This is a genomic window from Kluyvera sp. EC_51 (genome assembly GCF_019584505.1).
Lineage (GTDB): Bacteria > Pseudomonadota > Gammaproteobacteria > Enterobacterales > Enterobacteriaceae > Kluyvera > Kluyvera sichuanensis.
The window spans coordinates 67,237-91,836 of sequence record NZ_VDAG01000027.1 but is presented as its reverse complement, the minus strand read 5'-3'; the positions used below and the strand labels follow the sequence as shown (position 1 = coordinate 91,836).

Annotated in this window: 24 protein-coding genes and 1 pseudogene; 12 read left to right on the top strand and 13 right to left on the bottom strand. The window is 54.5% G+C overall.

The genetic code is table 11. The annotated features are described in order from the left end of the window. The first annotated feature begins 48 nt into the window (after positions 1 to 48). From FHC49_RS07880 to FHC49_RS07865, 4 genes are read left to right on the top strand one after another with little or no spacing between them, the layout of a single operon-like run. Positions 49 to 711, top strand: a complete 663-nt coding sequence (locus FHC49_RS07880; protein ID WP_185669629.1) for a class II aldolase/adducin family protein — start codon at positions 49 to 51, stop codon at positions 709 to 711. Between the two features lie 45 nt (positions 712 to 756). Beyond that, complete coding sequence (locus FHC49_RS07875; RefSeq protein WP_220439466.1) at positions 757 to 1,767, top strand: dihydroxyacetone kinase subunit DhaK; 1,011 nt, start codon at positions 757 to 759, stop codon at positions 1,765 to 1,767. Positions 1,768 to 1,776: 9 nt separating this feature from the next. Beyond that, positions 1,777 to 2,418, top strand: coding sequence for a DAK2 domain-containing protein (locus FHC49_RS07870; RefSeq protein ID WP_220439465.1), 642 nt, complete (start codon positions 1,777 to 1,779; stop codon positions 2,416 to 2,418). Positions 2,419 to 2,434: 16 nt separating this feature from the next. Continuing rightward, positions 2,435 to 2,701 carry an HPr family phosphocarrier protein gene (locus FHC49_RS07865; RefSeq protein WP_035896560.1) on the top strand — a complete coding sequence of 89 codons (267 nt, stop codon included), beginning with the start codon at positions 2,435 to 2,437 and terminating at the stop codon, positions 2,699 to 2,701. 40 nt (positions 2,702 to 2,741) lie between these two features. Here FHC49_RS07865 and FHC49_RS07860 read toward each other — a convergent pair whose 3' ends face one another. The 5 genes from FHC49_RS07860 to fabV all read right to left on the bottom strand — a co-directional run bounded on the left by FHC49_RS07860 (position 2,742) and on the right by fabV (position 8,959). Further along, entirely contained in the window at positions 2,742 to 4,442 is a 1,701-nt protein-coding gene (locus tag FHC49_RS07860) for a hypothetical protein (protein WP_220439464.1), read from the bottom strand. A 1-nt stretch (position 4,443) separates the two neighbouring features. Beyond that, the gene (locus FHC49_RS07855) at positions 4,444 to 5,595 is read right to left on the bottom strand and encodes a glycosyltransferase family 4 protein (protein WP_185669625.1); all 1,152 of its coding nucleotides are present in this window, start codon (positions 5,593 to 5,595) and stop codon (positions 4,444 to 4,446) included. A gap of 25 nt (positions 5,596 to 5,620) precedes the next feature. After that, positions 5,621 to 6,037 carry a GtrA family protein gene (locus FHC49_RS07850; RefSeq protein WP_185669624.1) on the bottom strand — a complete coding sequence of 139 codons (417 nt, stop codon included), beginning with the start codon at positions 6,035 to 6,037 and terminating at the stop codon, positions 5,621 to 5,623. A gap of 8 nt (positions 6,038 to 6,045) precedes the next feature. After that, positions 6,046 to 7,344, bottom strand: coding sequence for a glycosyltransferase family 2 protein (locus FHC49_RS07845; RefSeq protein WP_220439463.1), 1,299 nt, complete (start codon positions 7,342 to 7,344; stop codon positions 6,046 to 6,048). A 421-nt stretch (positions 7,345 to 7,765) separates the two neighbouring features. Beyond that, entirely contained in the window at positions 7,766 to 8,959 is a 1,194-nt protein-coding gene (fabV, locus tag FHC49_RS07840; protein ID WP_185669622.1) for an enoyl-ACP reductase FabV, read from the bottom strand. Between the two features lie 318 nt (positions 8,960 to 9,277). Here fabV and FHC49_RS07835 point away from each other — a divergent pair, with 318 nt between their 5' ends. Continuing rightward, a complete protein-coding gene (locus FHC49_RS07835) occupies positions 9,278 to 10,495 on the top strand; it encodes a lysozyme inhibitor LprI family protein (protein ID WP_185669621.1) in 1,218 nt (405 codons plus the stop codon). A gap of 44 nt (positions 10,496 to 10,539) precedes the next feature. Here the strand turns inward: FHC49_RS07835 and dhaL are convergent, their stop codons facing one another. The 3 genes from dhaL to ilvY form a co-directional block, all read right to left on the bottom strand. After that, positions 10,540 to 11,172 carry a dihydroxyacetone kinase subunit DhaL gene (dhaL, locus tag FHC49_RS07830; protein WP_220439462.1) on the bottom strand — a complete coding sequence of 211 codons (633 nt, stop codon included), beginning with the start codon at positions 11,170 to 11,172 and terminating at the stop codon, positions 10,540 to 10,542. A 1-nt stretch (position 11,173) separates the two neighbouring features. Next, a complete protein-coding gene (locus FHC49_RS07825) occupies positions 11,174 to 12,178 on the bottom strand; it encodes a dihydroxyacetone kinase subunit DhaK (protein WP_185669619.1) in 1,005 nt (334 codons plus the stop codon). 131 nt (positions 12,179 to 12,309) lie between these two features. After that, positions 12,310 to 13,281 (bottom strand): HTH-type transcriptional activator IlvY, encoded by a 972-nt coding sequence (gene ilvY, locus FHC49_RS07820; RefSeq protein WP_220439461.1) that lies wholly within the window; start codon positions 13,279 to 13,281, stop codon positions 12,310 to 12,312. Between the two features lie 208 nt (positions 13,282 to 13,489). On the opposite strand from ilvY, the gene ilvC reads away from it, so the two are divergent. Beyond that, entirely contained in the window at positions 13,490 to 14,965 is a 1,476-nt protein-coding gene (gene ilvC, locus FHC49_RS07815; protein WP_220439460.1) for a ketol-acid reductoisomerase, read from the top strand. 53 nt (positions 14,966 to 15,018) lie between these two features. On the opposite strand, the gene FHC49_RS07810 is transcribed toward ilvC, so the two are convergent. Next, positions 15,019 to 15,633 (bottom strand): bifunctional 2-polyprenyl-6-hydroxyphenol methylase/3-demethylubiquinol 3-O-methyltransferase UbiG, encoded by a 615-nt coding sequence (locus tag FHC49_RS07810; RefSeq protein WP_185669617.1) that lies wholly within the window; start codon positions 15,631 to 15,633, stop codon positions 15,019 to 15,021. A gap of 183 nt (positions 15,634 to 15,816) precedes the next feature. On the opposite strand from FHC49_RS07810, the gene FHC49_RS07805 reads away from it, so the two are divergent. After that, complete coding sequence (locus FHC49_RS07805) at positions 15,817 to 16,260, top strand: Rrf2 family transcriptional regulator (protein ID WP_185669616.1); 444 nt, start codon at positions 15,817 to 15,819, stop codon at positions 16,258 to 16,260. Beyond that, positions 16,253 to 16,618 (top strand): DUF1360 domain-containing protein, encoded by a 366-nt coding sequence (locus tag FHC49_RS07800; protein WP_185669615.1) that lies wholly within the window; start codon positions 16,253 to 16,255, stop codon positions 16,616 to 16,618. The genes FHC49_RS07805 and FHC49_RS07800 overlap by 8 nt, the downstream gene beginning before the upstream one ends. Before the next feature lie 114 nt (positions 16,619 to 16,732). On the opposite strand, the gene ppiC (FHC49_RS07795) is transcribed toward FHC49_RS07800, so the two are convergent. Together ppiC (FHC49_RS07795) and ppiC (FHC49_RS07790) are read right to left on the bottom strand one after the other, a co-directional pair. After that, positions 16,733 to 17,014 (bottom strand): peptidylprolyl isomerase PpiC, encoded by a 282-nt coding sequence (gene ppiC, locus FHC49_RS07795; RefSeq protein ID WP_023309650.1) that lies wholly within the window; start codon positions 17,012 to 17,014, stop codon positions 16,733 to 16,735. Positions 17,015 to 17,065: 51 nt separating this feature from the next. Next, a complete protein-coding gene (gene ppiC / locus FHC49_RS07790; RefSeq protein WP_185669614.1) occupies positions 17,066 to 17,347 on the bottom strand; it encodes a peptidylprolyl isomerase PpiC in 282 nt (93 codons plus the stop codon). A 116-nt stretch (positions 17,348 to 17,463) separates the two neighbouring features. Here ppiC (FHC49_RS07790) and rep point away from each other — a divergent pair, with 116 nt between their 5' ends. Further along, entirely contained in the window at positions 17,464 to 19,485 is a 2,022-nt protein-coding gene (gene rep / locus FHC49_RS07785; RefSeq protein ID WP_220439459.1) for a DNA helicase Rep, read from the top strand. A 70-nt stretch (positions 19,486 to 19,555) separates the two neighbouring features. Here the strand turns inward: rep and gppA are convergent, their stop codons facing one another. Together gppA and rhlB are read right to left on the bottom strand one after the other, a co-directional pair. Then, positions 19,556 to 21,064: a guanosine-5'-triphosphate,3'-diphosphate diphosphatase gene (gene gppA, locus FHC49_RS07780; RefSeq protein ID WP_220439458.1), complete on the bottom strand. Its 1,509-nt coding sequence runs from the start codon at positions 21,062 to 21,064 to the stop codon at positions 19,556 to 19,558. Positions 21,065 to 21,071: 7 nt separating this feature from the next. Next, entirely contained in the window at positions 21,072 to 22,337 is a 1,266-nt protein-coding gene (gene rhlB / locus FHC49_RS07775; RefSeq protein ID WP_185669611.1) for an ATP-dependent RNA helicase RhlB, read from the bottom strand. 143 nt (positions 22,338 to 22,480) lie between these two features. Here rhlB and trxA point away from each other — a divergent pair, with 143 nt between their 5' ends. From trxA to rho, 3 genes and pseudogenes are all read left to right on the top strand, one after another. Then, positions 22,481 to 22,810, top strand: coding sequence for a thioredoxin TrxA (gene trxA / locus FHC49_RS07770; RefSeq protein ID WP_002883224.1), 330 nt, complete (start codon positions 22,481 to 22,483; stop codon positions 22,808 to 22,810). A gap of 190 nt (positions 22,811 to 23,000) precedes the next feature. After that, positions 23,001 to 23,063: pseudogene (locus FHC49_RS24355) on the top strand (rho operon leader peptide); the annotation flags it as partial. Between the two features lie 86 nt (positions 23,064 to 23,149). Continuing rightward, complete coding sequence (gene rho, locus FHC49_RS07765; protein WP_035895778.1) at positions 23,150 to 24,409, top strand: transcription termination factor Rho; 1,260 nt, start codon at positions 23,150 to 23,152, stop codon at positions 24,407 to 24,409. Positions 24,410 to 24,600 lie beyond the last annotated feature (191 nt).

The window sequence follows — 24,600 nt, the reverse complement described above, 5'->3', positions numbered from 1 at the left end:
ATTGTCGCGACATCGCTCGCCCCTACAACCGTATACAGGATAAATATTATGTTAGACATTCAGAAAAAACACGTCGTTGAAATGGCCAGAACCGCTCAGCAATGGGGGCTCTGTAAACATAAAGCGGGTAATTCCAGCGTACGGGATAAAGAGACCGGGCTTATTCTGGTAACTCCAACCACTATCGACAAAATGCATTTAACGCCGCGCGATATCGTGGTGATGGACGTTGAAGCCAATGTGATTGAAAGCGAAGCGGGATTGCGTCCAACCAGCGAATGCCTGATGCATATTGAGATTTATAAAGCGCGCCCGGACGTGTTCGCCATCTCCCACACGCACTCCCTCTACGCGACCTCTTTTGCCGTGCTGAATAAGCCTATTCCGGCGGTGGTGTACGAGTGCGCCATTCTCAACCTGAAAGACGGGGTGATCCCGGTTGCGCCATACGGCCGTCCCGGCACGCCAGCGCTTTCTGAGAGCGTGATCGAACCTATCAAGCGTGCCGATGCCATCCTGATGGAAAAACATGGCGCAATCGGCGTGGATAAAGACCCGTATGAAGCGGTGCTGAAATCCGCGTACCTGGAGGAGATGGCGCAGATTTACTACCACGCGCTGGTGATTAACGGCGGCAAGGAGCCTGAATCCTTCGCCCCGGAAGAGCTGCAGCGCTGGGCCTACCCGTCACAGATCAAATTTGCCCGTTAATTGACGCGCCCGCCCGTTCGGGCGGGATATTCATGGAGAGAACGCATGAAAAAATTTCTGAATCAGGCGGAGGACTTTATCCCGGAGATGCTGGAAGGCATCTATCTGGCGCACCCTGATAAATTCCGCTTTGTGAATGAGGATCTGCACTGCCTTGCCACGGCGCACCCGCTGCCCGGCAAGGTGGGGATTGTCACCGGCGGCGGCTCCGGGCACCTGCCGCTGTTTCTCGGCTACGTGGGACAGGGCATGCTGGACGGCTGCGCCATCGGCGATGTGTTCCAGTCACCGTCGCCGGAGCAAATTCTGGCCGTTACGCAGGCGGTAGACAGCGGTGCGGGCGTGCTTTACCTGTACGGCAACTATAACGGCGATATCTTCAATTTTGACATGGCGGCGGAAATGGCCGACATGGAGAGCGACATCCGGACCTGCACGGTCGTTGCCGCCGATGATTCTGCTGGTGCCGTGCCGGGCGGTGGTGCCACCACGCGACGCGGCGTGGCGGGGATTTTCTTCGTCTACAAATGTGCTGGCGCATCGGCCGCCAGAATGGATGACCTTGACACCGTCCAGCGTATCGCGCAGAAGGCCGGTGATCGTGTGCGGACGCTGGGGGTGGCGCTGTCGCCGTGCATCGTGCCGCGTATCGGTAAGCCGGGTTTCCATATTGGCGACAACGAGATGGAAATCGGCATGGGTATCCATGGCGAAAGCGGCATTCGTCGCGGGCCGCAACTGAGTGCTGAAAATATTGCTGAAGAGATGATGTCCTGGTTGATTGCCGACTCCTCCTGCCAGCAGGGCGATGAAGTGGCGGTGCTGATTAACGGCCTCGGTGCGACGCCGCTGGAAGAGCTGTACCTGATGTATCGCCATGTGCACCAGATTCTGGCGCAGAGCAACATCCGTGTCTTCCGCGTGTGGGTGGGGGAATTCGCCACGGCGATGGAGATGACCGGCATGTCCATCAGCCTGATGCCGGTAGACGATGAGCTTAAGGTGCTGTTGAACGCGCAGGCCGACACGCCGATGTTCCGGCAGTTTCCCGCCTAAGGAGGCGCTATGACGTTAAACAGCGAGAGCTTACGCCCGCTCTTTGCCGAGTGGGCGCGGGTGATGCAGGGCAACAAGACGGTGCTAACTGAACTGGACAGCGTGGTGGGCGATGGCGATCTGGGCCTTACCATGAGCGACGGTTTTACCGCGGCGTCGGACTATGCACAGCACAGCGGCGAACCCGATCTGGGACGGTTTTTTTATCTGGCGGGTAAAGCGATGGCCTCGGCGGTACCCTCCACGATGGGGACGCTGATGGCTTCCGGCCTGATGCAGGCGGGAAAAGTCTTTAAGGGACGAGAAGCGATGACGCTGCAGGATGCAGGCGACTTTTTCCAGGCCTGGTTTGATGGCGTGCAGCAGCGCGGCAAAGCGCAGCCGGGCGAAAAAACCTTTCTTGATGGGATGGCTCCCGCGCTGGTGGTGCTGCGTGGTCAGGGCGAGCCGCTGAACGTGGCGCGGGAAGCGTTGTTAGCGGCACAGCAGGGCATGCAGCAGACTACCACCATGGTGGCGAAGCACGGGCGTGCGGCTATCCACGGAGAACGGTCCCGTGCGTTCGTCGACCCGGGCGCGATGGTCGCCCAGCTTCTGATTCAGGGCTATTTTAACGTCGTTCAGGCGATGTACCCGGCTAACGGACAGTAAGTAAGGAACCGCAATTATGTTGAAAGAAGTGGTGAAAATCAGCAACCTGCACGGTATTCATGCCCGCCCGGCGGGCGTGCTGGCAAAGGCGTGCGCGCAGTATCAGTCGCGGATCGAGATGATCTACGATGGTAAAACCATCAAGGGAAAAAGCATCATGAGTATTCTGGGGGCCGGGATCAAAGGCCGAGGATCGCTTGAGATCATCTGCAGCGGCAGCGACGAGCAGGAGGCGATGGCGAAGCTGAAGGTGTTGTTCGCGGAGGGCTTTGGTTTCGATTAGCCTCAACAAAAACCGCCGTTACCGCGGCGGTTTATCACGCTTACCGATAATAGGCGTTAGCAAATAGGTCCTGGTTATCCTCCCCCTCTTTGAAAAGGCCTGTGTAGGTGCCTTCGGGTAACAGCAGCGCTTGCTTTGGGCCGTTGAGCAACGTGATGATTTTACGGCCCGTCGATAGGGTTATAGGGGGAACGAGTGCGCTCCCGTCCACGTTGATTTGTGCGGAAATGGGCGCACCGGTTTCGCTGTACAGCTGATATCTTCCGGCGAGCGGCACCTTGAACACAACCTGACGGTCGAGGTGCACTCGTTGCCCCATCATCCTGATATTCGGCGCAACCTGGACATAGCTGTTATCGATGGCGTCGGCGATGGCAGGATAGATATTACTCAGTCGGTAGGACCATAAAACAATCTTCGGCGGGGATTGGGTAAGTACCTGCCAAGCTTCGGAGCTTTTACCTTCACGCAGCGTCTTTAAAACATACCAGGTATCGAGCCACAGGGTTGTCGGTTCCAGCCTGTTGGGCAATATCCCTATACCATCGAAGTATTTTTCATCAGGTTTAAGCAGTGCTTCTGCCCGGCTAACCAGTTCAAGCTGCCGCACATTGCTGATTTTCAGATAGCTGAAATTGGTACGGTAGCTTGAAAGCAGAAGGAATATAGCCACCGCTAGCATAAATAATCTCAGGCTTGGCTTACGGTGATGAGCGAAGAGAACGTCCAGCGGAGCAAGAGACCAGAGCGATAAAAACGGTAGTGCCATAATAAAGACATAGGGCCATGGCTGACTATGCGTGAACACCAGCGTGGTAATCACGAGCGAAAATATCAGAGCGATACGGTTTTTTTCATGTAAAACGCGAAAGCGTTTCACCGCAATGGCCATGCCGCTAAAACAGAGCAGATAGAGCCACGCATTTTCCATCAGAGTTTGTAAGACGAACGTGCGAAGCGCGCCGCTATAGGCTTCGCTACCGCTTACCGCCACTTCTAGCGGGCCAAAGATCAAACCATCAGCAATACGCAGTGGGTCGCTGCCGCCGAATATCAAGCAATAGACCATTGCGGGAAATAGCCATCCGACGGTTAAGTAAAAACCGCGAACGAGAGCCGTGATGACATCTTTTCGCAGCGTAGCGTCAACCACTAAGCCAAGCCCAAGGGCCAGATTGAAGAAGGCTGATTTTTGGGTAACCAAAAATGCCAGCCCGCTTAAGATCCCGGCGATGAAAATTTTTCTGGCGTTGAGGGTTGGGCCGCGCAATATCACCAGCATGGCAGCCAGGGCGAAAAACAGCGCCAGGGGCTCGGAGCGGGTACGGAAGATGCGCTCCATAAAATTAGTAAAGCACAGTAAAACCAGAACAATCAGCAGTGAGCGTAAACGCTGCTCGCCCAGCGCACGCGCGCAGGCGTAAACCAGGAGTAGCGTTGCGCAGGCGAGCAGGGCCATCTGCATTCGCCCGATATGAATAATCGAGGCGGCGTTCCAACCAATCAGATGAGCCAGTTTATAAAACACCGCAAAGCCCACGGCCTTTGGCGGTTGAATGGTATCGAATAGCCCATTGGCAAAATATTTGGCGTAACCAAGCTGGGCGAACTCATCCATGATCAGACGAATATGCCAGGCAAAAATGAAAATAAGCGCCACTTTAATGGCAATACTCGCGCCGAGGAGCAGCGTAACGCTCCGCGGGTTATCGCGAAAAAAGTGCTGACTGGATGTATCCATTTTATTCTCTTCCGGTTTGGTCCTTCGCCCTGACGGCATTTTGCGCCAGCCTGAGTATTTCCTGCGCCATGGTTTGCCAGCGATAGCGCTCCCTGGCGTAACCAATCATCGCTTCACGTTCGCGGTTGGTCAGCCCACCGCTATCTATTGCGGCAGAACAACGCTGTGCCGAACCCTGTGGATCGCTAAGGTCGATGTTCACGCCACGTAGCCAGCTTGCTGCCTCGGGGTCCGCTCTATGCGCCGGGGCGCCGCAGACGACCGGTAGCCCGGAGGCCATCGCTTCCTGGATAACGAGGGGATAGCCTTCACCGACGGTAGGCAATAGCAGCAAATCTGCACCGCGATAAAGTTCTGCCAGCGCGGCGGGAGGCTGAACACCAAGATCGTAAACGTTGCCTAACCCCCATTCTGCGGGCCGAAGAGGGCCGCTTCCGACCAGCAAGAACTGACACTCCGGCCTGGCCGCAGCCAGGGCGCGTAATACAGCCAATCCTTTCTTTTCAACATAGCGGCCAACGAAAAGTATCCGCCGGGCACAGGGAGAAAGGTGAGTGTTTGCTGGCAGGTTGCGTCCGGCTTCTGAGGGCGTTGGTGGATAAAAAATGGCGCTATCAACGCCGTTAAACAACAACTTATAGGGATAGCGTGCAGGCGTTCCGAGCAGGTCGTGACGAACCGTATCGCTAATAAAAATTCGGACATCGGCAGCCCATAGCATGGGGCGCGTTACGACCAGGTTAGCCAGTCGCATAAGCAGACGCAGCGCGGGGGAGCGGAAAGGAATCGCGGCAATATGTTGAATCAGAACGACGGGTTTCCCGTGGAGTTTGGCGATTATCATGCCAAGGATTGAGGTGGCATAGAGCGCATCGTGGATCACCACCGCGTCGCTACGCTGTACCGCGTCCTGGAGTGCCCAAATAGCCCCTGGGCCAGGTAACGGCATGGGCAGGCCGGTCAGTTTTTCCAGCGGATCGATGCAGCGTAACGCGATGATTTTGAGATCACCTGCAGGCAAAGCATCGCTGGCGCTGGCTGCCCATTGCGGTGTTGCTCCCTGGCGAGCGAACTGGCGGCACAACTGCCCGGCAACGCGTTCAATTCCACCACCGTGCGCCTCATAGAAATGGCTTATCGTCAGGATATTCAAGATGATACTTTCTCCAGCCGCATCGTTATTTCCAGACGGTTGGGGAAGATGAGGGCATACGCGCCTTACGGCCTGATACGCTTATCGCCCAGCGGCTGAGGAAAAAATTCAGCGCGATCGTGCAGCACGAAGCAAGCGGCGCGGCAGCGAGCATTGGAAATCCCAGCCAGTGGTACCAGAACCAGGTGGTGGCATAAGCCAGTGGGATATTCAGCAGCATGCCGAGGGTATAGCGCCCAAAGGCGCGCGGCGAGAGCGCCTGTTTGAAGGTGAATACGCTGTGCAACACATAACCGATAGTCACGGTGATAACGAAAGATAAGAGGATCGCTAACCAGAGCGCTGCGTATAAATGCTCCGCCGCAATCATGATGGCATTATGTCCGAGGAAGCACCCGCCAGAGACGCAGATATAGGCAAAAGAGGTGCGTATTTTCGTCATAGCAGCCCTCACTCCTTCCATATCGACGGCCCTTTTTTTGATGCATCTGAATCATGTCGGTTCAGGATGTCCAGCAGCAACTGCAGTACGAATCCGGCCAGCACCATCAGCACACCGGCGATACAAACCGTGCTGATGATAAAAACAACATGCACCGACTGCTCCATTGAACCGTGAGATAAAAGCCATTGAAAGGCCAGAAGGAGGTCGGCGCAAAAACCTGCTATAGCAAGCGCAGAGCCGCTGAAAACCAGCCACTCCAGAGTGTGCGCCCGTCTCAGCCAGCGAATCATCCGACTTTGTGCAACCGGGTGATAAATGGCGATAGCGACCTTAGCTAACACACCTAGCAGAATTGAGATAAGGCCAATGAGCGTCGACATGGTCGCGAGGGCGACGAAATGAATACCAAAATAGTGGCCGTAGATTTCGATAGGACCAGGGGCAAGCAGCGCAAGGCCTATCGTTCCGAGCAGAAGCAGCGTAAATCCGGGGATCAAATAGAGTCTATCCGGCGCGTGGGCAATGAGAAGGCGTAGGTGTCGCCAGCCATCACGAAATGAGCGTAAATGAGGCGGGCGGTTACGTTTATCCGGGTAGAGCTTAATTGGTACTTCACGGATGGTAAGCCCCGCGCGGTGCGCGTTAATGATCATTTCGGAGGCAAATTCCATACCGGTAGCGTGGGCGGATATCTTCTGGAATGCCTCGCGGGTAAAGGCCCGCATTCCACAGTGAAAATCACGAATAGGAGAGTGATAAAGCAGTCGGGCAATGCCCGAAAGCAGCGGATTGCCGAGATAGCGATGCAGAGGGGGCATAGCCCCTGGTTCTATTCCCCCGGCAAATCGATTACCCATCACGAAGTCTGCGCCACTTTCCAGCGCATCAACAAAAATGTCAATCTGACTCCAGTCGTAGGAGTCATCGGCGTCAGCCATGATGAGATACTTACCCTGCGCCGCCCCGGCAGCGGCGCTTATTGCTGCACCATAGCCTTTGATGGGCTGGTGAATAACCCGGGCGCCCAGCGATTGGGCAATGTCGACGGAGTTGTCCGTTGAGCCATTATCCCCCACGATGACTTCACCCCGAATACCCCGACGGTCAAAGGCAACCATTATTTTATTAATGCAGATAGCAAGCGTCATTTCTTCATTCAGACATGGAATGATTGCTGAAATTAAGGGGCGGTTGTCTGCTGTAGCGATATCTTCCGGGGATGAGAATAGCTGTTCTTGAATATATTTCGGCGTTTCTAATAAACTACCTGAATGGTTAAGTTGATGTAGAACCGTTGAGTACATAATATTAAGCTCCAATCCATGAGCTGGATTTAGAGTCTATCCCAATAGGCCATTCTATAGTTTGCCGGTGATTGCTTAAGGACCAATAAGGCTTCCGAGCCCAGTATGGCTGGGAAGGCACCTTGGATCAAACTGACTGCAACAATGGTGTCTATTAGGATAGACTCTCACTATTTAATGGAAGTATTCCGTTAAATTCATTCTATTAATTATTTGGGGAAACTACAGGTTATCCAGTGATATATAATTAATCTTGATGGTGATTATAAATCACATTCAATGCTTAATTAACATTATATATTGGAAATTGGGTTGAATCGTACAGGAGTGGTTGTTATTAAGTCCAGCCCTTATTAGTTAAAAGCCCCGGCTTTTTGGCCAGGGCTTTATCAAGTGTTGCGTTTGTTACGACATCAATAAATTACAGCGTGATCACGTCGAATTCGACTTCGGTGTTCACGTCGGCGTCGTAGTCCACGCCGTCGAGGCCGAAACCGAACAGGTTCAGGAATTCCTGCTTGTAGCCTGCATAGTCGGTTTCTTGCGCCAGGTTTTCAGTGGTGATCAGCGGCCACAGGTCGCGGCAGGCCTGCTGAATGTCTTCACGCAGTTCCCAGTCGTCCATACGGATACGCTGGTTGTCATCAAGCGCCACTTTGTCGCCGTACAGGCTGGTGGTCATCAGACGGTTGATCTGCTCGATACAACCTTCGTGAATCCCCTGCGCTTTCATCAGCTTGAAGACCATGGAGATGTACAGTGGCATCACCGGAATGGCGGAAGACGCCTGGGTGATAACGGACTTCAGTACCGCAACGTTGGCAGAACCGTTCAGTGGAGCCAGTTGGTTACGCAGTTCACCCGCCGCACGGTCGAGGTCTTCTTTCGCTTTGCCCAGCGCGCCGTGCCAGTAGATTGGCCAGGTCAGGTCGGTACCGATGTAGGAGTAGGCCACGGTTTTCACGCCTTCAGCCAGCACGCCAGCTTCGCTCAGCGCACCCATCCACAGTTCCCAGTCTTCGCCGCCCATGACGGTAACGGTGTTCTGAACTTCTTCTTCGGTTGCCGGCTCAATGCTGGCAGTCATGATCTGATCTTTGTTGGTATCAATCGCTTTAGAGGTGTAAACCTCGCCGATTGGCTTCAGCGCAGAACGGACGACTTCACCGGTTTTTGGCATTTTACGCACTGGGGAAGCCAGTGAGTAAACCACCAGATCAATCTGACCCAGGTCTTCTTTGATGAGCTTGATCACTTCATCACGGCATTCGTCAGAGAACGCGTCGCCGTTGATGCTTTTGGAATACAGACCTTCACGCTTTGCCGCTTCGTCGAAGGCGGCAGAGTTATACCAGCCTGCGGAACCGGGTTTGGACTCCGTGCCTGGTTTTTCGAAAAATACGCCGATAGTGGCGGCGCCGCTGCCAAAGGCGGCGGAAATTCTGGATGCAAGGCCGTAACCGGTGGAAGCACCGATCACCAGCACGCGGGAAGGGCCGTTCTCGATTTTCCCGTTTTGCTTAACGTACTCGATCTGTTTTTCCACATTGACTTTACAGCCAGTCGGATGGGTCGTTGTACAGATGAATCCACGAATTTTTGGTTTGATTATCATAATGATGGCTAATTAAGTTTGTATTTTCGCTGTCAAGTGCGCAATGACACCGTCTGTTCTGGCTTGCTTAACGACATGGTTAACAAGCCCCCCACTACAATGGATCGCAACATTATACAGAAAAGGAGCGCCAATACTGAATCTACCACTGATTTTAGCCTTCAGGCTCTGTGTTGGTAGCAAAGCAAAAGGATTCATGTCTGGATGCGAACCTTTTTTACACTGTTCATGGAGAGGCTGTCGTGGTTTGGTAGTCGTCGAACGACGAATTTTGCTTACTGATTATGATGCGAATGCTATGGAAAAGGATTTTCAATAATGACTCAACGCTCTGTTCTTTTCGCCTTAATATTTTTTTACTTTTTCTCCCTGCCAACACTTGCTGTTTCTTTTGATTGTACAAAAGCCAGCACTGACATTGAGCATGCCATCTGCAGTTCATCTGCCCTCGGCGTTTCAGACAACTCTTTAGCTAGCAACTTTCGGCAGGCAATTGCTAATTTGCCTGTTATTGAGGGTGATGAGTTACGTAAAGAGCAACTGGTGTGGCTAAAAACACGAAATGCCTGCGCAGAAAAGCCAGAAGAGTTATTCCGCTGTCTGATGAAAAGCATTGAGCAGCGAAGTCGTGAGCTCGAGCTTATTTATATTGCGGGAGCTACTTCTTTAGACAATGTTATCCGTACTATTCCTTTTGCTCCTGCGAGTGCGGCGCAAACGCTACGAAAATATCGTTCATCGCTAACATCGGCCTGGCTGGTTTATCTCTATCAATTCGAGCCAGGCAGTGGGGTGGCTTCCGACGAGGCCATTCAGTACCAACAGCATGCTCTTGATAAGGTGATGGGTCGTCACATAACCGATGTACCCGCCATAGATACGACGTCTACTCTTGATTTGTTGCGAAGAGGCATTGAAGCGGCTAGCTACGAGAAAGGATATACCGGTGGCACGCAGAGAAAGTATGTGCACTGTTTTATCTTTGAACGTCATGGCGAGGCGGCCCTCGAGGCTTTTGGCCCCCAACATGCATCATATAGGGATGCTTTTTCACCAATATGTTCACCTCAGGGCTCGTTTTTCAAATCATATGCGTGGGACCTATTGCACAAAGCTATTAGGCCTGCAGTCGAACGAGCTCAATACAGTGAGGGGTCAATTAGATATTCATTTTATGCTTCTTGGGATTTGTTCGAGCTGGATGTGAGTGTGCTGCCAAAAAAATACCTGTTGCCTGATCCAGAAAATGCTCATCCAGAAAGAGCTCAGCTTATTGCCAGCTATGGGGACCTCGAAAATAATATCCGAGCTGGGGATTGGGATGAAAAGTTGTGGCCGCTGGAGGAACGTAAAGCAGTATTGAAAGAGATACCTCATGCCCGTAAGGATATGGAGTATTGGTTACAAACGGAGAAGTATTTCTCTACAGCAGATGCAAAAAAAGCGGCTGATAAAATAGTCTCTCTCTGGTTAATACAGCGCGTTCTTTATATTGATGGTCATGGTGCTCATCGCGCTCATAAAGACAGTCATTGAGTAGGCCGGAGTTAGTACAGACGCACATCATCCGGCTCTACCGATCATTGCTCCTGATGGGCAAATTCCGCCATAAACTTCAGGATCAGCGCCATCGATACTGCGCCAGGGTCGCAGTGGCCAATGGCCCGTTCACCCAGATTCTTCGCGCGCCCGAAGCGGGCAACCATCGCGCTGGTGCCCTCTGCGCCTGCCATTGCCGCCTGTGCGCAGTGGGCCAGTGCTGCCGGCAGCGTTAGCGCGGCATTTGCTTTGGCACACTCGGCGGCGGCGGCCAGCGCATCGACCATCGTTTTATCCCCCGGCTCGGCACCGCCGCGCTGGTGGATGGCCTGCATGCCGATCGCCAACCACTCGGCGAGGGTGGCGGCGTCCAGCTCAGCGCGGCCTGCCAGACCTTTACCCCCGGCGCGGAAAAGGGTACCGAAAATAGCCCCGGAGGCGCCGCCCATGCTGGTCATCAGGCGGGTACCGCTTTGCAACAGGGCATCGCCAATATCCGTGGCGGTAAATTCGGGTGCGCTGAGCAGCGCGTTGAGCGCGGTAAAGCCGCGTTTAATGCCGATACCGTGGTCGCCATCGCCAATCACCTGATCGAGCGCGGTCAGCCGTGGTTCACTGGCGATCATCCCCTCAGCGACGTACCGCAGACAGGCGATAAATTGTGTGGTGTTCATCTTAGTTTCTCCAGCCGAGGGTGCGGATTGGGTGGTCGTACAGGCGCTGCATCTCGTCATCCAGCCGCAGCATACTCAGAGAAAAACCGGACATCTCCAGCGAGGTACAGAAATGGCCAACCTGCACGTCGTAGGTTTTGATGCCGCGGGCCGTCAGCGCCATGCCGACTTTGCGGGTGACCACCATCAGCTCGGTATTGCTCAGCGCACCGAGGTTGTTAACGCACACGCACACGCTGTCGCCCTTCGCGAAAGGCAGGTCGTTGCACAGGCGTTCAATCATCATCTCGACCAGCTCATCGCTCTGCGGCATCGGAATACGGCACAGTCCCGGTTCGCCGTGGATGCCAATACCCAGTTCTATTTCGTTATCGGCCAGGGTGAAGTTAAAGGCGTCGGCCTGCGGCAGCGCGCAACCGCTGAGTGCGACGCCAATGGTGCGGGTGTTATGGTTGGCTTTGTTCGCCAGCGCTTCCAGTTCCGGCAGGGCGTAGTGCTCAAACTGGGCTGCGGCGCCGGTCAGCTTGTACAAAAACGCCAGCCCGCCCACGCCACGGCGGTCGGACATTCTTTCCGGCGGCGCCGAGGCAATATCATCCGTGGCGCGCACAGTGCGGCACTCAATCCCTTCTTCCGCAAGGATTTCAGCCGCGATATCAAAGTTCATGCCGTCGCCGGAATAGTTGCCGTAGAGGAACAGCACGCCGTTGCCCTGATGAACGGCCCGGCTGGCTTCAATGATTTGGTCGGGAGAGGGGGAGGTGAAGACTTCGCCCAGTGCGCAGGCATCGATGCCGCCTTCGCCGACGAACCCGGCAAACGTCGGCTCATGGCCGCTGCCGCCGCCGCTGACGATAACGGTCTGGCCGTTTTGCGCCATCGTGCGATAAACCGCGCAATACTCCGGCAGGGCGTGGATCTTACCGCGCCCGGCGTACACCAGCCCTTCCATGATTTCGCTACGAATATTATCGGTGTTGTTGAAGATCTTTTTGGGTTTTTGCATCGTCACTCCCTCTCGTAAGGTCCTGTTTCTTTGGTGACGATTTTACCTGCGGCGCCCGTTTACACCTGGCACCTTTGATACCAATTAATCTCCCGAACCTGGGGCATGACTGGGGGCTGAAAATATCAACGCTATTCGGCGATTTTGCGTTCCAGCACAATCTTCCAGAAGGCATCCACCAACGGTTCATGCAGCCGCTTTTTCTGCACGCAGACGCCTAGCTCGAACGGGGTCTTCTCATCGCTGCGCTCTAAAATCATCACGCGATTGCGCACCGGTTCCGGGCTGTTTTCCAGCACGATTTCGGGAATCAGCGCCACGCCGCAGCCCAGCGCAACCATGGACACCATCGCTTCATGTCCGCCGACGGTCGCGTAAATCGATGGGTTACTGATTTTATGGCGGCGGAACCACAGCTCGATACGGCGGCGCACGGGCCCCTGGTCGGCCATGATAAACGGCACCGTTGACCAGTCAGGCTCATCGACGGAAACCTGATTGCGCACCGGGCAGGGCAGCGCCGGGGCAATCAGCACCACCGCCAGATTCTCCAGCATTGAGAAGGCGACGGCGCCGGGCAGCGTTTCAGGCTTACCTGCGATGGCCAGATCGGCCTCATTGGTGGCGACTTTCTCCATCGCATCGGCGGCATCACCGGTAGTGAGCTTGATTTCAACCGAGGGATGTTCGGCGCGGAAGCGGTCAAGAATCGGCGGCAGGTGGCTATAGGCGGCGGTGACCGAGCAGAAGATATGCAGCTCGCCGGATAACGATGGCCCCTGCTGGTCCAGGGTATGGCGCAGCTGCTGATACTGCAGCAACGTCTGCTGAGCAAAGACGCGCAGCTCCTCACCGGCTTCGGTCAGCGTCACCGTGCGGTTATCGCGAACAAACAGCGGCTGGCCGAGGTCCTCTTCGAGGCGCTGAATCTGCCGGGAAAGTGTGGACGGGCTGACGTGCATCGCCCGCGCGCTGCGGCCAAAATGGCGGCTTTCCGCCAGATGCAGGAAGGTTTTCAGATCGCGTAAATCCACAGACGAGTCTCCGGTTTTCAACGTTGCATAAATTGCAATGTAACGTTGTGAATATATCAATTTCCGCAATAAATTTCCTGTTGTAATGTGGGTTCATTCTCGCTGAAACGCGAACCGAACAATATACTCGTCGTCTTTCAAGTTGCAGGCGCGTTGGCTGCGTCAGCTCACCCCAGTCACTTACTTGAGTAAGCTCCTGGGGAATCGCTGACTTGCCGCCTTCCTGCAACTCGAAATCCATAGAGTAACGACACACAACATCACGGAGTACACCATCATGGCTAACTACTTTAATACACTGAATCTGCGTCAGCAGCTGGCTCAGCTGGGCAAATGTCGCTTCATGGGCCGCGAAGAATTTGCTGACGGCGCAAGCTACCTTCAGGGTAAAAAAGTGGTCATCGTCGGCTGTGGCGCTCAGGGTCTGAACCAGGGCCTGAACATGCGTGACTCCGGTCTGGATATCTCCTACGCCCTGCGTAAAGAAGCGATTGCTGAGAAGCGTGCTTCCTGGCGCAAAGCGACCGAAAACGGCTTTAAAGTCGGTACCTACGAAGAGCTGATCCCGCAGGCTGACCTGGTGGTTAACCTGACGCCAGACAAACAGCACTCCGACGTTGTGCGTTCCGTACAGCCGCTGATGAAAGACGGCGCGGCGCTGGGTTACTCCCACGGCTTCAACATCGTCGAAGTGGGCGAGCAGATCCGTAAAGACATCACCGTAGTGATGGTGGCACCGAAGTGCCCGGGTACCGAAGTACGTGAAGAGTACAAACGTGGTTTCGGTGTACCAACGCTGATTGCGGTTCACCCGGAAAACGATCCGAAAGGCGAAGGCATGGCCATCGCTAAAGCCTGGGCTGCGGCGACCGGCGGTCACCGTGCGGGCGTACTGGAATCTTCCTTCGTGGCGGAAGTGAAATCTGACCTGATGGGCGAGCAGACTATCCTGTGCGGTATGCTGCAGGCCGGTTCTCTGCTGTGCTTCGACAAGCTGGTGGCTGAAGGCACCGACGCGGCTTACGCCGAAAAACTGATTCAGTTCGGCTGGGAAACCATCACCGAAGCGCTGAAGCAGGGCGGCATCACCCTGATGATGGACCGTCTGTCTAACCCAGCGAAACTGCGCGCTTATGCGCTGTCAGAACAGCTGAAAGCGATCATGGCGCCGCTGTTCCAGAAACACATGGACGACATCATCTCCGGCGAATTCTCCTCCGGCATGATGGCTGACTGGGCTAACGACGATAAGAAACTGCTGACCTGGCGTGAAGAGACCGGTAAAACTGCGTTTGAAACCGCACCGCAGTTTGAAGGCAAAATCGGCGAGCAGGAGTACTTCGATAAAGGCGTTCTGATGATTGCGATGGTGAAAGCGGGCGTTGAGCTGGCGTTCGAAACCATGGTGGATTCCGGCATCATCGAAGAGTCCGCTTACTACGAATCACTGCACGAGCTGCCGCTGATCGCGAACACCATCGCCCGTAAGCGTCTGTACGAAATGAACGTGGTTATCTCCGACACCGCAGAATACGGTAACTACCTGTTCTCTTACGCTTGCGTTCCGCTGCTGAAAGAGTTCATGACTACCCTGCAGACCGGCGACCTGGGCAAAGCGATTGCTGAAGGCGCGGTAGACAACGCTCAGCTGCGCGACGTGAACGAAGCGGTTCGCGGTCACGCTATCGAGCAGGTTGGTAAGAAACTGCGCGGCTACATGACCGATATGAAGCGTATCGCCGTCGCTGGCTAATAAAACCTCGTTATTATCCGGCCCGGTCAGCGCCTCGCTACCGGGCCGTTTTTTTATCCGCGTTTTAACGCGACAACCGCATCTGACACCTCGTCCTGCTGTCCTTCCGGCCCCGTCATCGTTCGTGAGACTTCCTCGCAAAACTGCACTTCCCAACCCGGTGGCAAACTACCCAGAGAGGCCAGTACTTCATGCGCAGGCAGGAACGGGCGAACGTGCTTTGACCAGCTTGGGACTTTGCCGTGTGAGGTGATAAGCAACATGCCGCCTGGCGCAACGTGATCGAGCGCGGCGCGGAATATCGTGGCCCGATCGAACGCCAGCGGCGACTCGAGGAACGAGGCGGCAATCAGTGAAAATTCACCCTGCGGAAAAGCCTGAGTGAGATCGCACTGCTGGAAGGTGACATCGACGCCAGCACGTTCGGCGTTGGCCGCCGCGTATTCAATTGCCCGGTGCGAAAGATCGACCGCCGTCACCTGCCAGCCCTGTTTTGCCAGCCAGACTGCATCATCCCCACGCCCGCAGCCCAGTTCCAGCGCTTTACCCGGTGCCAAACTTTCGGTGAAACGCACCAGAATTTTGCCCGGAATACCGTTGGAGCGTGGAGACATCGCATCGTAATGCGACTCCCAGAAGGTTTCGGGCTGTTGCTCAACGTCGTGCATAGCTACCTCATTTGTTGACGATGAATTTCATGTAACATTCAAAGTAACATAAGATAATTTTTGATCAATAGCGTTGCTGAAAAATATAAATAATCATATTTATCAATAAACTATATCAATTTATACACAAATTTTAGCATTCAGGATTGCTCATCATGGACTTAATGTAATATCGTAAGTTACATGAAAACAAACAACTCATTCTCAGCCACGCTGCACATCCTGCTTCATCTGGAGCAGATGGATAAACCTCTGACGTCCGAACAGATGGCCGCCTTTATCGACGGTAATCCGGCATTCATCCGCAAGCTGCTTGCCGGGCTCAGGGAAAACAACATTGTCTGTGCCACTAAGGGGCACCACGGCGGCTGGCGGCTGTGCCGGCCGGTCGGCGATATCACGCTTTACGATATCTACATGGCGCTTGGCGAGCCGGCGCTGTTTGCGTTAGGCAACCGCAGTGAAAACCCACAGTGCCTGGTGGAACAGGGGGTAAACCGGGTGATGTCAGAGACGCTCGCCGATGCGCAGACGCTGATCCTCGATCGCTTTAAGCGTCTGACGCTGCAGGATATCGGCAGCGAATTTATCAGCTACTTCAACGACAAAGGTCACGACCATGATTGAAACTTTAACCACCTGCCTGATGATTGCGATGGCGGCGAGCAGTATTTCGATGACGGTGACGCAGACGGAGTTGTTTGCCGCGTTTCGTGAATGGACGGCGAAAAAGAATGCGCTGATGGGCCATTTGTTCCACTGCTTCTACTGCTTAAGCCACTGGGTGGTATTTGGCGGGATGGCGGTCTATCGCCCGGCGCTGTTAAACAGCGGCTTTGCGCTGATTGATTGGGTGATGACGGCGTTTATCGTCATTACCATTACCACGCTGATTAACGGCCTGATGTTTAAGGTGTTCCAGGCGGCGATTAGCACCCATGTGATGAAGCATAACGCCCAGCAGACGCTGCAATCGCAGAAATAAAAAAACCGGCGTCGCTGGCTAATTACCGAGCACGCTGGTGCCCTCACCCCGGCCCTCTCCCACGGGGAGAGGGTGCAAACACGAAACGCCTTCTCCATGAGAAGGCGTTGCTGTTTATTTCCGGTACAGCACCTTAATGATGTGGTAACCGAACTGAGTGTGCAGCGGGCCGGTTGGCTCCAGCACCGGGCAGGAGAAGACGACTTTATCGAACGCCGGAACCATCTGGCCCTGGCGGAATTCACCTAAGTCACCGCCGCGTTTGCCCGATGGGCAGATGGAGTGCTTCTTCGCCAGCTTGCCGAAGTCGGCGCCGTTTTTAATCTGTTCCAGAAGATCCAGTGCCAGTTTCTCTTCTTTCACCAGGATATGCACTGCTGCTGCTGTTTTTGCCATGATCGTGCCTTTCTATAAGCGAGTCTGTAAGGCTGGCGATTTTAGCATGGCTTATCGCCGATACAGCACCTTGATGATGTGATAGCCAAATTTGGTTTTGACCGGCCCGAAAGGTTTGAGCAGCGGGCAGCTAAAAACGGCGGCGTCGAACGGCCCCACCATCGCACCCTGCTTAAACTCCCCCAAATCGCCGCCGTTGCGTCCGGAAGGGCAGCGGGAATAGCGTTTTGCCAGATGATCGAAGCTGATCCCTCGCTCCAGTTTGCTGAGGATCTCCAGCGCCAGTTTTTCTTCTTTTACCAGGATATGCAGGGCTGCCGCGCTCTTTGCCATAAGGTCACTCTTATCGTTGGGTTGCTGCCCAACACTTTACCATTCGGCGGGTAAATCTCAGCCTGACTTTCTGCTACAATCCACACCCCCGTGTTTACAGATTGAGCAATGCCCCTATGCGTTTAAACCCCGGACAACAACAAGCCGTCGAATTTGTCACTGGCCCTTGCCTGGTGCTGGCGGGTGCTGGCTCCGGCAAAACCCGCGTGATCACCAATAAAATTGCGCACCTGATCCGCGTTTGCGGCTATCAGGCTCGTCATATCGCTGCCGTCACCTTTACCAACAAGGCCGCGCGCGAGATGAAAGAGCGCGTGGCGCAGACGCTGGGGCGTAAAGAGGCGCGCGGGTTGATGATCTCTACCTTCCACACCCTGGGGCTGGATATCATCAAGCGCGAATACGCGGCGCTTGGCATGAAGTCGAACTTCTCGCTGTTTGACGATACCGATCAAACAGCGCTGCTTAAAGATCTGACCGAAGGGTTGATCGAAGACGATAAAGTGGTATTCCAGCAGCTGATCTCGACGATCTCCAACTGGAAAAACGATCTGATGACCCCACCGCAGGCGGCGGCCAGCGCGAAGGGCGAGCGCGATCGCATCTTCGCCCACTGCTACAGCCTGTACGACGCCCATATGAAGGCCTGCAACGTGCTGGACTTCGATGACCTGATTCTGCTGCCAACGCTGCTGTTGCAGCGTAATGAAGAGGTGCGTGAGCGCTGGCAGAACAAGATTCGCTACCTGCTGGTGGATGAATATCAGGACACCAACACCAGCCAGTATGAGCTGGTGAAGCTGCTGGTAGGGCAGCGCGCGCGGTTTACTGTGGTCGGCGACGATGACCAGTCGATTTACTCCTGGCGCGGCGCGCGTCCGCAGAACCTGGTGCTGCTGAGCAAAGACTTCCCCGCGCTGCAGGTCATTAAGCTGGAGCAGAACTACCGTTCTTCCGGGCGTATTCTGAAGGTTGCGAACATCCTCATCGCCAATAACCCGCACGTGTTTGAAAAGCGCCTGTTCTCCGAGCTGGGCTATGGCCCGGAACTGAAAGTGCTGAGCGCCAACCACGAAGAGCATGAAGCAGAGCGCGTTACCGGTGAGCTGATTGCCCATCACTTCGTCAACAAGACGCAGTACAAGGATTACGCCATTCTTTATCGCGGCAACCACCAGTCGCGGGTGTTTGAAAAATTCCTGATGCAAAACCGCATCCCGTACAAAATTTCCGGTGGTACGTCGTTCTTCTCCCGCCCGGAGATTAAAGACCTGCTGGCCTATCTGCGCGTGCTGAGCAACCCGGACGACGACAGCGCGTTCCTGCGCATCGTCAACACGCCGAAGCGTGAGATTGGTTCGGCGACGCTGCAAAAGCTCGGTGAGTGGGCGATGACCCGCAACAAAAGTCTGTTCACTGCCAGCTTCGATATGGGGCTGAGTCAGACGTTAACCGGGCGCGGCTATGAATCTCTCACCCGTTTTACCCAGTGGCTGGGCGAAATCCAGCGCCTGGCGGAGCGTGAGCCAATTGCCGCCGTACGCGATCTGATTCATGGTATCGACTACGAGTCCTGGCTGTTTGAAACCTCACCAAGCCCAAAAGCCGCCGAAATGCGCATGAAAAACGTCAACACGCTGTTTAGCTGGATGACGGAGATGCTGGAAGGCAGCGAACTGGAAGAACCGATGACCCTGACTCAGGTGGTCACTCGCTTCACCCTGCGCGATATGATGGAACGCGGCGAAAGTGAAGAAGAGCTGGATCAGGTTCAGCTCATGACGCTGCACGCCTCGAAAGGGCTGGAGTTCCCGTACGTCTTCCTCGTGGGGATGGAAGAGGGGCTGCTGCCGCACCAGAGCAGCATCGACGAGGACAACGTCGATGAAGAGCGCCGCCTGGCCTACGTGGGGATCACTCGCGCGCAGAAAGAGCTGATTTTCACCCTCTGCAAAGAGCGCCGCCAGTACGGTGAACTGGTGCGCCCGGAACCGAGCCGTTTCCTGCTGGAGCTGCCGCAGGACGATGTGGTGTGGGAGCAGGAGCGGAAGGTGATTACGCCTGAAGAACGGATGCACAAGGGGCAGGCAAACGTCGCCAACATTCGTGAAATGCTGGCGAAGGCGAAAAAATCATAATGCAATAAGTGGTAGCCCGACCGAACAGAGCGACGCCGGGAATATGCACAGTACCTTCCCGAAGCCGACGTTACAAACTATCCGGTAGCCCGATGCCAGCCACCTGCAGCGGCCAGTGGATATAGCTTTGCCACTGGCACTCTTGATCAATCATCTCACGCCCTAGCGGATGCTGTTCCAGCCAGCTCTCCGGCAGTGTCAGGGTCAGATTTTCCCCATCGGCTGTCAGCGTAATGGTTGGCAGAAGATCATCGCGGCGACGGCTGGCAAACAGAATCGCCAGACGCAGCAGGCGACAGAGATGCTCCGCCACGCGCGGCGGTACGGCGTTCTGCTGGTGGAGCGTGGGCAGATTCACGGTGTTGGTCTGATTCAGCAGCAGGGTAGCGAGCAGCTTTTTCTGTGCAGGAGTGAAGCCCGGCAGGTCAAGATTGCGGACCAGATAGGCCGCGTGCTGCGGAGCCTGTTTAAAATCGACGCTAAGGCCAATTTCATGCAGTGCGCAGGCGCTTAACAGCAGTTCGCTGCTTAGCGGCTCCAGATCCCAGCTATCTTTCACCTGTTCGACAAAATTCGCCGCCAGTTGGGATACGCGATTTGCCTGCTCGATATCGACCATAAAACGGCGCTGGATATTACGTAGCGTGCGGCTGCGAATATCTTCATCGACCGCCAGATGTAGCATGCCGTAGACCAGCCCTTCGCGCAGCGCGCCGCCGGCCAGGGTCATGCACTGGATATTCAGCTCGGTGAAAATGGCGATCAGAATGGCGAGCCCGCTTGGGAAGACCAGCGCGCGCTCCAGCGTCAGCCCTTCAATTTCCAACTCTTCCAGGCGGCCGCACTGAATGGCGCGCTGTTTAAGCTGTTGAAGCTTAGCGAGGGTAATGCGTTCATCCATCCCCTGCGCCATCATGATTTCCTGCAGCGCCTGTACCGTACCGGACGCGCCGACACAGACTTTCCAGCCATGCTGACGCAGTTCATCGGCAACCGGCTTAAGCACTTCACGGGCGGCACGTTCCGCTTCGTCGAAATGTTCTTGCGCCAGATTGCGGTCGGTAAAGTAACGTTCAAGCCAGGTGACGCAGCCCATTGAGAGGCTAAACAGCGAGGTCGTTTGCGCACCGGTGCCGGTAACCAGTTCGGTACTGGCCCCACCGATATCGACCACTAAACGACGATCGTCGCCGCCGGTGGTGTGCGCCACGCCCTGATAAATCAGGCGCGCCTCTTCTTCGCCGCGGATAACCTGCACCGGGCAACCTAGGATTTCCTGGGCTTTGGCGATAAAGACGTCGGCGTTAACGGCAAGACGCAGCGTCGCGGTAGCCACGATACGAATTTGCGTTGGGGGAATATCCTGAAGACGTTCAGCAAACAGACGCAGGCATTGCCAGCCTCGTTCCATCGCTTCCGTCGAGAGGGTGTTATCGCGGTTAAGCCCGGCGGCCAGACGTACTTTGCGCTTAATGCGCGTCAGCGTCTGGATGCTGCCCGCCACCTCGCGAACAATCAGCATATGAAAACTATTGGAACCGAGATCGATAGCTGCATAGAGCGAGGTGGTAGTGAGCATAACTTAGTTAACCTGAACGACGACGATTACGCGGAGCGCCCGAACGACGCGGACCGTTACCCTGGCGAACGCGCGTCAGACGCAGCGGTTTCGGCAGTTCAGTTAACAGCGCATCCGGGTTGTACTTGCTCACCGGAATAGAGTGACCGGTGTAGGTCTCAATGGCCGGCAGGTTGAGCGCATACTCTTCACAGGCAAGGCTAATTGAGTGACCGCTTGCGCCTGCACGACCGGTGCGACCGATACGGTGTACGTAGTCTTCACAGTCGTCCGGCAGGTCATAGTTAAAGACGTGCGTAACGGCAGGAATATGCAGGCCGCGTGCCGCAACGTCGGTCGCGACCAGGATATCGATATCACCACGGGTGAAATCTTCCAGAATACGCAGACGTTTTTTCTGCGCCACGTCACCGGTCAGCAGGCCGACGCGATGACCATCGGCAGCCAGGTGGCCCCAGATGTCTTCACAGCGGTGCTTGGTGTTGGCGAAGATAATCGCGCGGTCTGGCCACTCTTCTTCCAGCAGCGTTTGCAGTAAACGCATCTTCTCTTCATTGGAAGGGTAGAACAGCTCTTCTTTAATACGGTGGCCCGTTTTCTGCTCTGGCTCGACTTCCACGTATTCGGCGTTGTTCATTTGCTCGAACGCCAGTTCGCGTACGCGGTAAGAAAGCGTCGCGGAGAACAGCATGTTCAGACGCTGGTTGGCCGCAGGCATGCGGCGGAACAGCCAACGGATATCTTTAATAAAGCCCAGATCGTACATACGATCGGCTTCGTCCAGCACCACGACCTGGATCGCGCCCAGGTTGATATGGTTCTGTTTTGCATAGTCAATGAGACGGCCGGTGGTGCCGATCAGAATATCGACGCCGCTTTCCAGCACTTTCAGCTGTTTATCATAGCCGTCACCGCCGTAGGCCAGGCCCAGTTTCAGGCCGGTCGCCTGAGCCAGCGGCTCTGCGTCAGCGTGAATCTGTACTGCCAGCTCACGGGTTGGCGCCATAATTAAGGCGCGCGGTTGGTTCACCTGGCGGTCAGCAACTGCCGGGTGAGAAAGAAGATAATGAAACGTCGACGTCAGGAACGCCATCGTTTTCCCGGTACCGGTTTGCGCCTGTCCAGCCACATCGCGTCCAGCAAGCGTCAGCGGCAAAGCCAGCGCCTGAATGGGCGTGCAATTATAAAACCCTTTAGTTTCAAGGGCTTCAACCACTTTAGGGTGCAGGGCGAAGTCGGAAAACTTCTGTTCTGTTAAATGTGTTTTGCTCATAGTGTGGTAGAATATCAGCTTACTATTGCATTAAGAAAGCGTATCCGGTGAAATAACGTCAACCTTTGTTGGCGAAGTCAACATCAACACCTCGTTGGTTAATGCTACACCAACACACCAGGCTTATTCCTGTGGAGTTAAATATGAGCGATAAAATTATTCACCTGACTGACGACAGTTTTGACACGGACGTACTCAAAGCTGACGGGCTGACACTCGTCGATTTCTGGGCAGAGTGGTGCGGTCCGTGCAAAATGATCGCCCCGATTCTGGATGAAATCGCCGAGGAGTATCAGGGCAAACTGACCGTGGCTAAACTGAACATCGATCAGAACCCAGGTACTGCACCGAAGTATGGTATCCGCGGTATCCCTACGCTGCTGCTGTTCAAAAACGGCGAAGTTGCGGCGACTAAAGTTGGCGCACTGTCTAAAGGCCAGCTGAAAGAGTTCCTCGACGCTAACCTGGCGTAAGAGATTCAACGTAGGCGTTCAGGGTTCCTGTGTTCTTAATTTGAGCGGAACTCTGGACGCTTGCCATCAGTCGTGCTAAGTTAACTTTGACTTCGTTTTAAACATACCTTGTTTGAATCTGTTTGACCCAAACCTCCCGTTGTCGTTAACAGCGCCAGAGGTTGAAAAATTCCAGGCTTGTCACTCTTTTCCGTCTTGTCGTTTCAGTTCTGCGTACTCTCCTGTGACCAGGCAGCGAACAGACATGAGTTGATGGCCGTAAACAGGCACGGATGACCCTGCCATACCATTCACAAATTAAGTTCGAGATTTACCCCGAGTTTAAGAACCCACACCATTATGAATCTTACCGAATTAAAGAACACGCCGGTTTCTGAGCTGATCACTCTCGGCGAAAATATGGGTCTGGAAAACCAGGCACGTATGCGCAAGCAGGACATCATTTTCGCCATCCTGAAGCAGCACGCGAAGAGTGGCGAGGATATCTTTGGCGACGGTGTGCTGGAGATACTGCAGGATGGATTTGGTTTCCTCCGTTCCGCAGACAGCTCCTACCTCGCCGGCCCTGATGATATCTACGTTTCCCCTAGCCAAATCCGTCGTTTCAACCTCCGCACTGGTGACACCATTTCAGGTAAGATTCGTCCTCCAAAAGAGGGTGAGCGTTACTTTGCGCTGTTGAAAGTTAACGAGGTTAACTACGATAAGCCGGAAAACTCGCGCAACAAGATCCTGTTCGAGAACTTAACCCCGCTGCACGCAAACTCTCGTCTGCGTATGGAACGTGGTAACGGTTCTACCGAAGACTTAACCGCTCGTGTCCTGGATCTGGCATCGCCAATCGGTCGCGGTCAGCGTGGTCTGATTGTAGCGCCGCCGAAAGCCGGTAAAACCATGCTGCTGCAGAACATCGCGCAGAGCATCGCCTACAACCACCCAGACTGCGTTCTGATGGTTCTGCTGATCGACGAACGTCCGGAAGAAGTGACCGAGATGCAGCGTCTGGTGAAAGGTGAAGTGGTTGCTTCTACCTTTGACGAACCAGCATCTCGCCACGTTCAGGTTGCGGAAATGGTTATCGAGAAAGCGAAACGTCTGGTTGAACATAAGAAAGACGTTATCATCCTGCTCGACTCCATCACTCGTCTGGCACGTGCGTACAACACTGTGGTTCCTGCGTCTGGTAAAGTCCTGACCGGTGGTGTGGACGCCAACGCCCTGCACCGTCCGAAGCGTTTCTTCGGTGCTGCGCGTAACGTGGAAGAGGGTGGTAGCCTGACTATCATCGCGACCGCGCTTATCGATACCGGCTCTAAAATGGATGAAGTTATCTATGAAGAGTTTAAAGGTACCGGCAACATGGAACTGCACCTCTCTCGTAAGATTGCTGAAAAACGCGTCTTCCCGGCTATCGACTACAACCGTTCCGGTACCCGTAAAGAAGAGCTGCTCACCACGCCTGAAGAGCTGCAGAAAATGTGGATCCTGCGCAAAATCATCCATCCAATGGGTGAAATCGACGCGATGGAGTTCCTCATCAATAAACTGGCCATGACCAAAACCAACGACGATTTCTTCGATATGATGAAACGCTCGTAAAATAAGGTTTTTGCTGACAAACGCCACACAATCGTGTGGCGTTTTTGTTTTTAGGAGTTTAGCCAATGGGGAATCGCATTTTTTTCATGGATACTTGGAGTTTGTGGCTACAATGATAGTTAGTTTGCAAAATCGGTTATAAATCAGGCAAGTTTCCCCAATATTCATCAGGCTTCCTCTTCTGATGCGTT

Excerpts from the sequence above, each read along its gene's own strand:
- ilvC (WP_220439460.1), top strand. The coding sequence starts at position 13,490 with ATGGCTAACTACTTTAATACACTGAATCTGCGTCAGCAGCTGGCTCAG.
- FHC49_RS07880 (WP_185669629.1), top strand. The coding sequence starts at position 49 with ATGTTAGACATTCAGAAAAAACACGTCGTTGAAATGGCCAGAACCGCT.
- trxA (WP_002883224.1), top strand. The coding sequence starts at position 22,481 with ATGAGCGATAAAATTATTCACCTGACTGACGACAGTTTTGACACGGAC.
- FHC49_RS07825 (WP_185669619.1), bottom strand. The coding sequence starts at position 12,178 with ATGCAAAAACCCAAAAAGATCTTCAACAACACCGATAATATTCGTAGC.
- rep (WP_220439459.1), top strand. The coding sequence starts at position 17,464 with ATGCGTTTAAACCCCGGACAACAACAAGCCGTCGAATTTGTCACTGGC.
- FHC49_RS07810 (WP_185669617.1), bottom strand. The coding sequence starts at position 15,633 with ATGCACGACGTTGAGCAACAGCCCGAAACCTTCTGGGAGTCGCATTAC.
- FHC49_RS07875 (WP_220439466.1), top strand. The coding sequence starts at position 757 with ATGAAAAAATTTCTGAATCAGGCGGAGGACTTTATCCCGGAGATGCTG.
- FHC49_RS07805 (WP_185669616.1), top strand. The coding sequence starts at position 15,817 with ATGAAAACAAACAACTCATTCTCAGCCACGCTGCACATCCTGCTTCAT.
- FHC49_RS07850 (WP_185669624.1), bottom strand. The coding sequence starts at position 6,037 with ATGACGAAAATACGCACCTCTTTTGCCTATATCTGCGTCTCTGGCGGG.
- dhaL (WP_220439462.1), bottom strand. The coding sequence starts at position 11,172 with ATGAACACCACACAATTTATCGCCTGTCTGCGGTACGTCGCTGAGGGG.
- FHC49_RS07835 (WP_185669621.1), top strand. The coding sequence starts at position 9,278 with ATGACTCAACGCTCTGTTCTTTTCGCCTTAATATTTTTTTACTTTTTC.
- rhlB (WP_185669611.1), bottom strand. The coding sequence starts at position 22,337 with ATGAGCAAAACACATTTAACAGAACAGAAGTTTTCCGACTTCGCCCTG.
- FHC49_RS07860 (WP_220439464.1), bottom strand. The coding sequence starts at position 4,442 with ATGGATACATCCAGTCAGCACTTTTTTCGCGATAACCCGCGGAGCGTT.
- gppA (WP_220439458.1), bottom strand. The coding sequence starts at position 21,064 with ATGCTCACTACCACCTCGCTCTATGCAGCTATCGATCTCGGTTCCAAT.
- FHC49_RS07865 (WP_035896560.1), top strand. The coding sequence starts at position 2,435 with ATGTTGAAAGAAGTGGTGAAAATCAGCAACCTGCACGGTATTCATGCC.
- ppiC (WP_185669614.1), bottom strand. The coding sequence starts at position 17,347 with ATGGCAAAGAGCGCGGCAGCCCTGCATATCCTGGTAAAAGAAGAAAAA.
- FHC49_RS07845 (WP_220439463.1), bottom strand. The coding sequence starts at position 7,344 with ATGTACTCAACGGTTCTACATCAACTTAACCATTCAGGTAGTTTATTA.
- rho (WP_035895778.1), top strand. The coding sequence starts at position 23,150 with ATGAATCTTACCGAATTAAAGAACACGCCGGTTTCTGAGCTGATCACT.
- ppiC (WP_023309650.1), bottom strand. The coding sequence starts at position 17,014 with ATGGCAAAAACAGCAGCAGCAGTGCATATCCTGGTGAAAGAAGAGAAA.
- FHC49_RS07870 (WP_220439465.1), top strand. The coding sequence starts at position 1,777 with ATGACGTTAAACAGCGAGAGCTTACGCCCGCTCTTTGCCGAGTGGGCG.
- fabV (WP_185669622.1), bottom strand. The coding sequence starts at position 8,959 with ATGATAATCAAACCAAAAATTCGTGGATTCATCTGTACAACGACCCAT.
- FHC49_RS07800 (WP_185669615.1), top strand. The coding sequence starts at position 16,253 with ATGATTGAAACTTTAACCACCTGCCTGATGATTGCGATGGCGGCGAGC.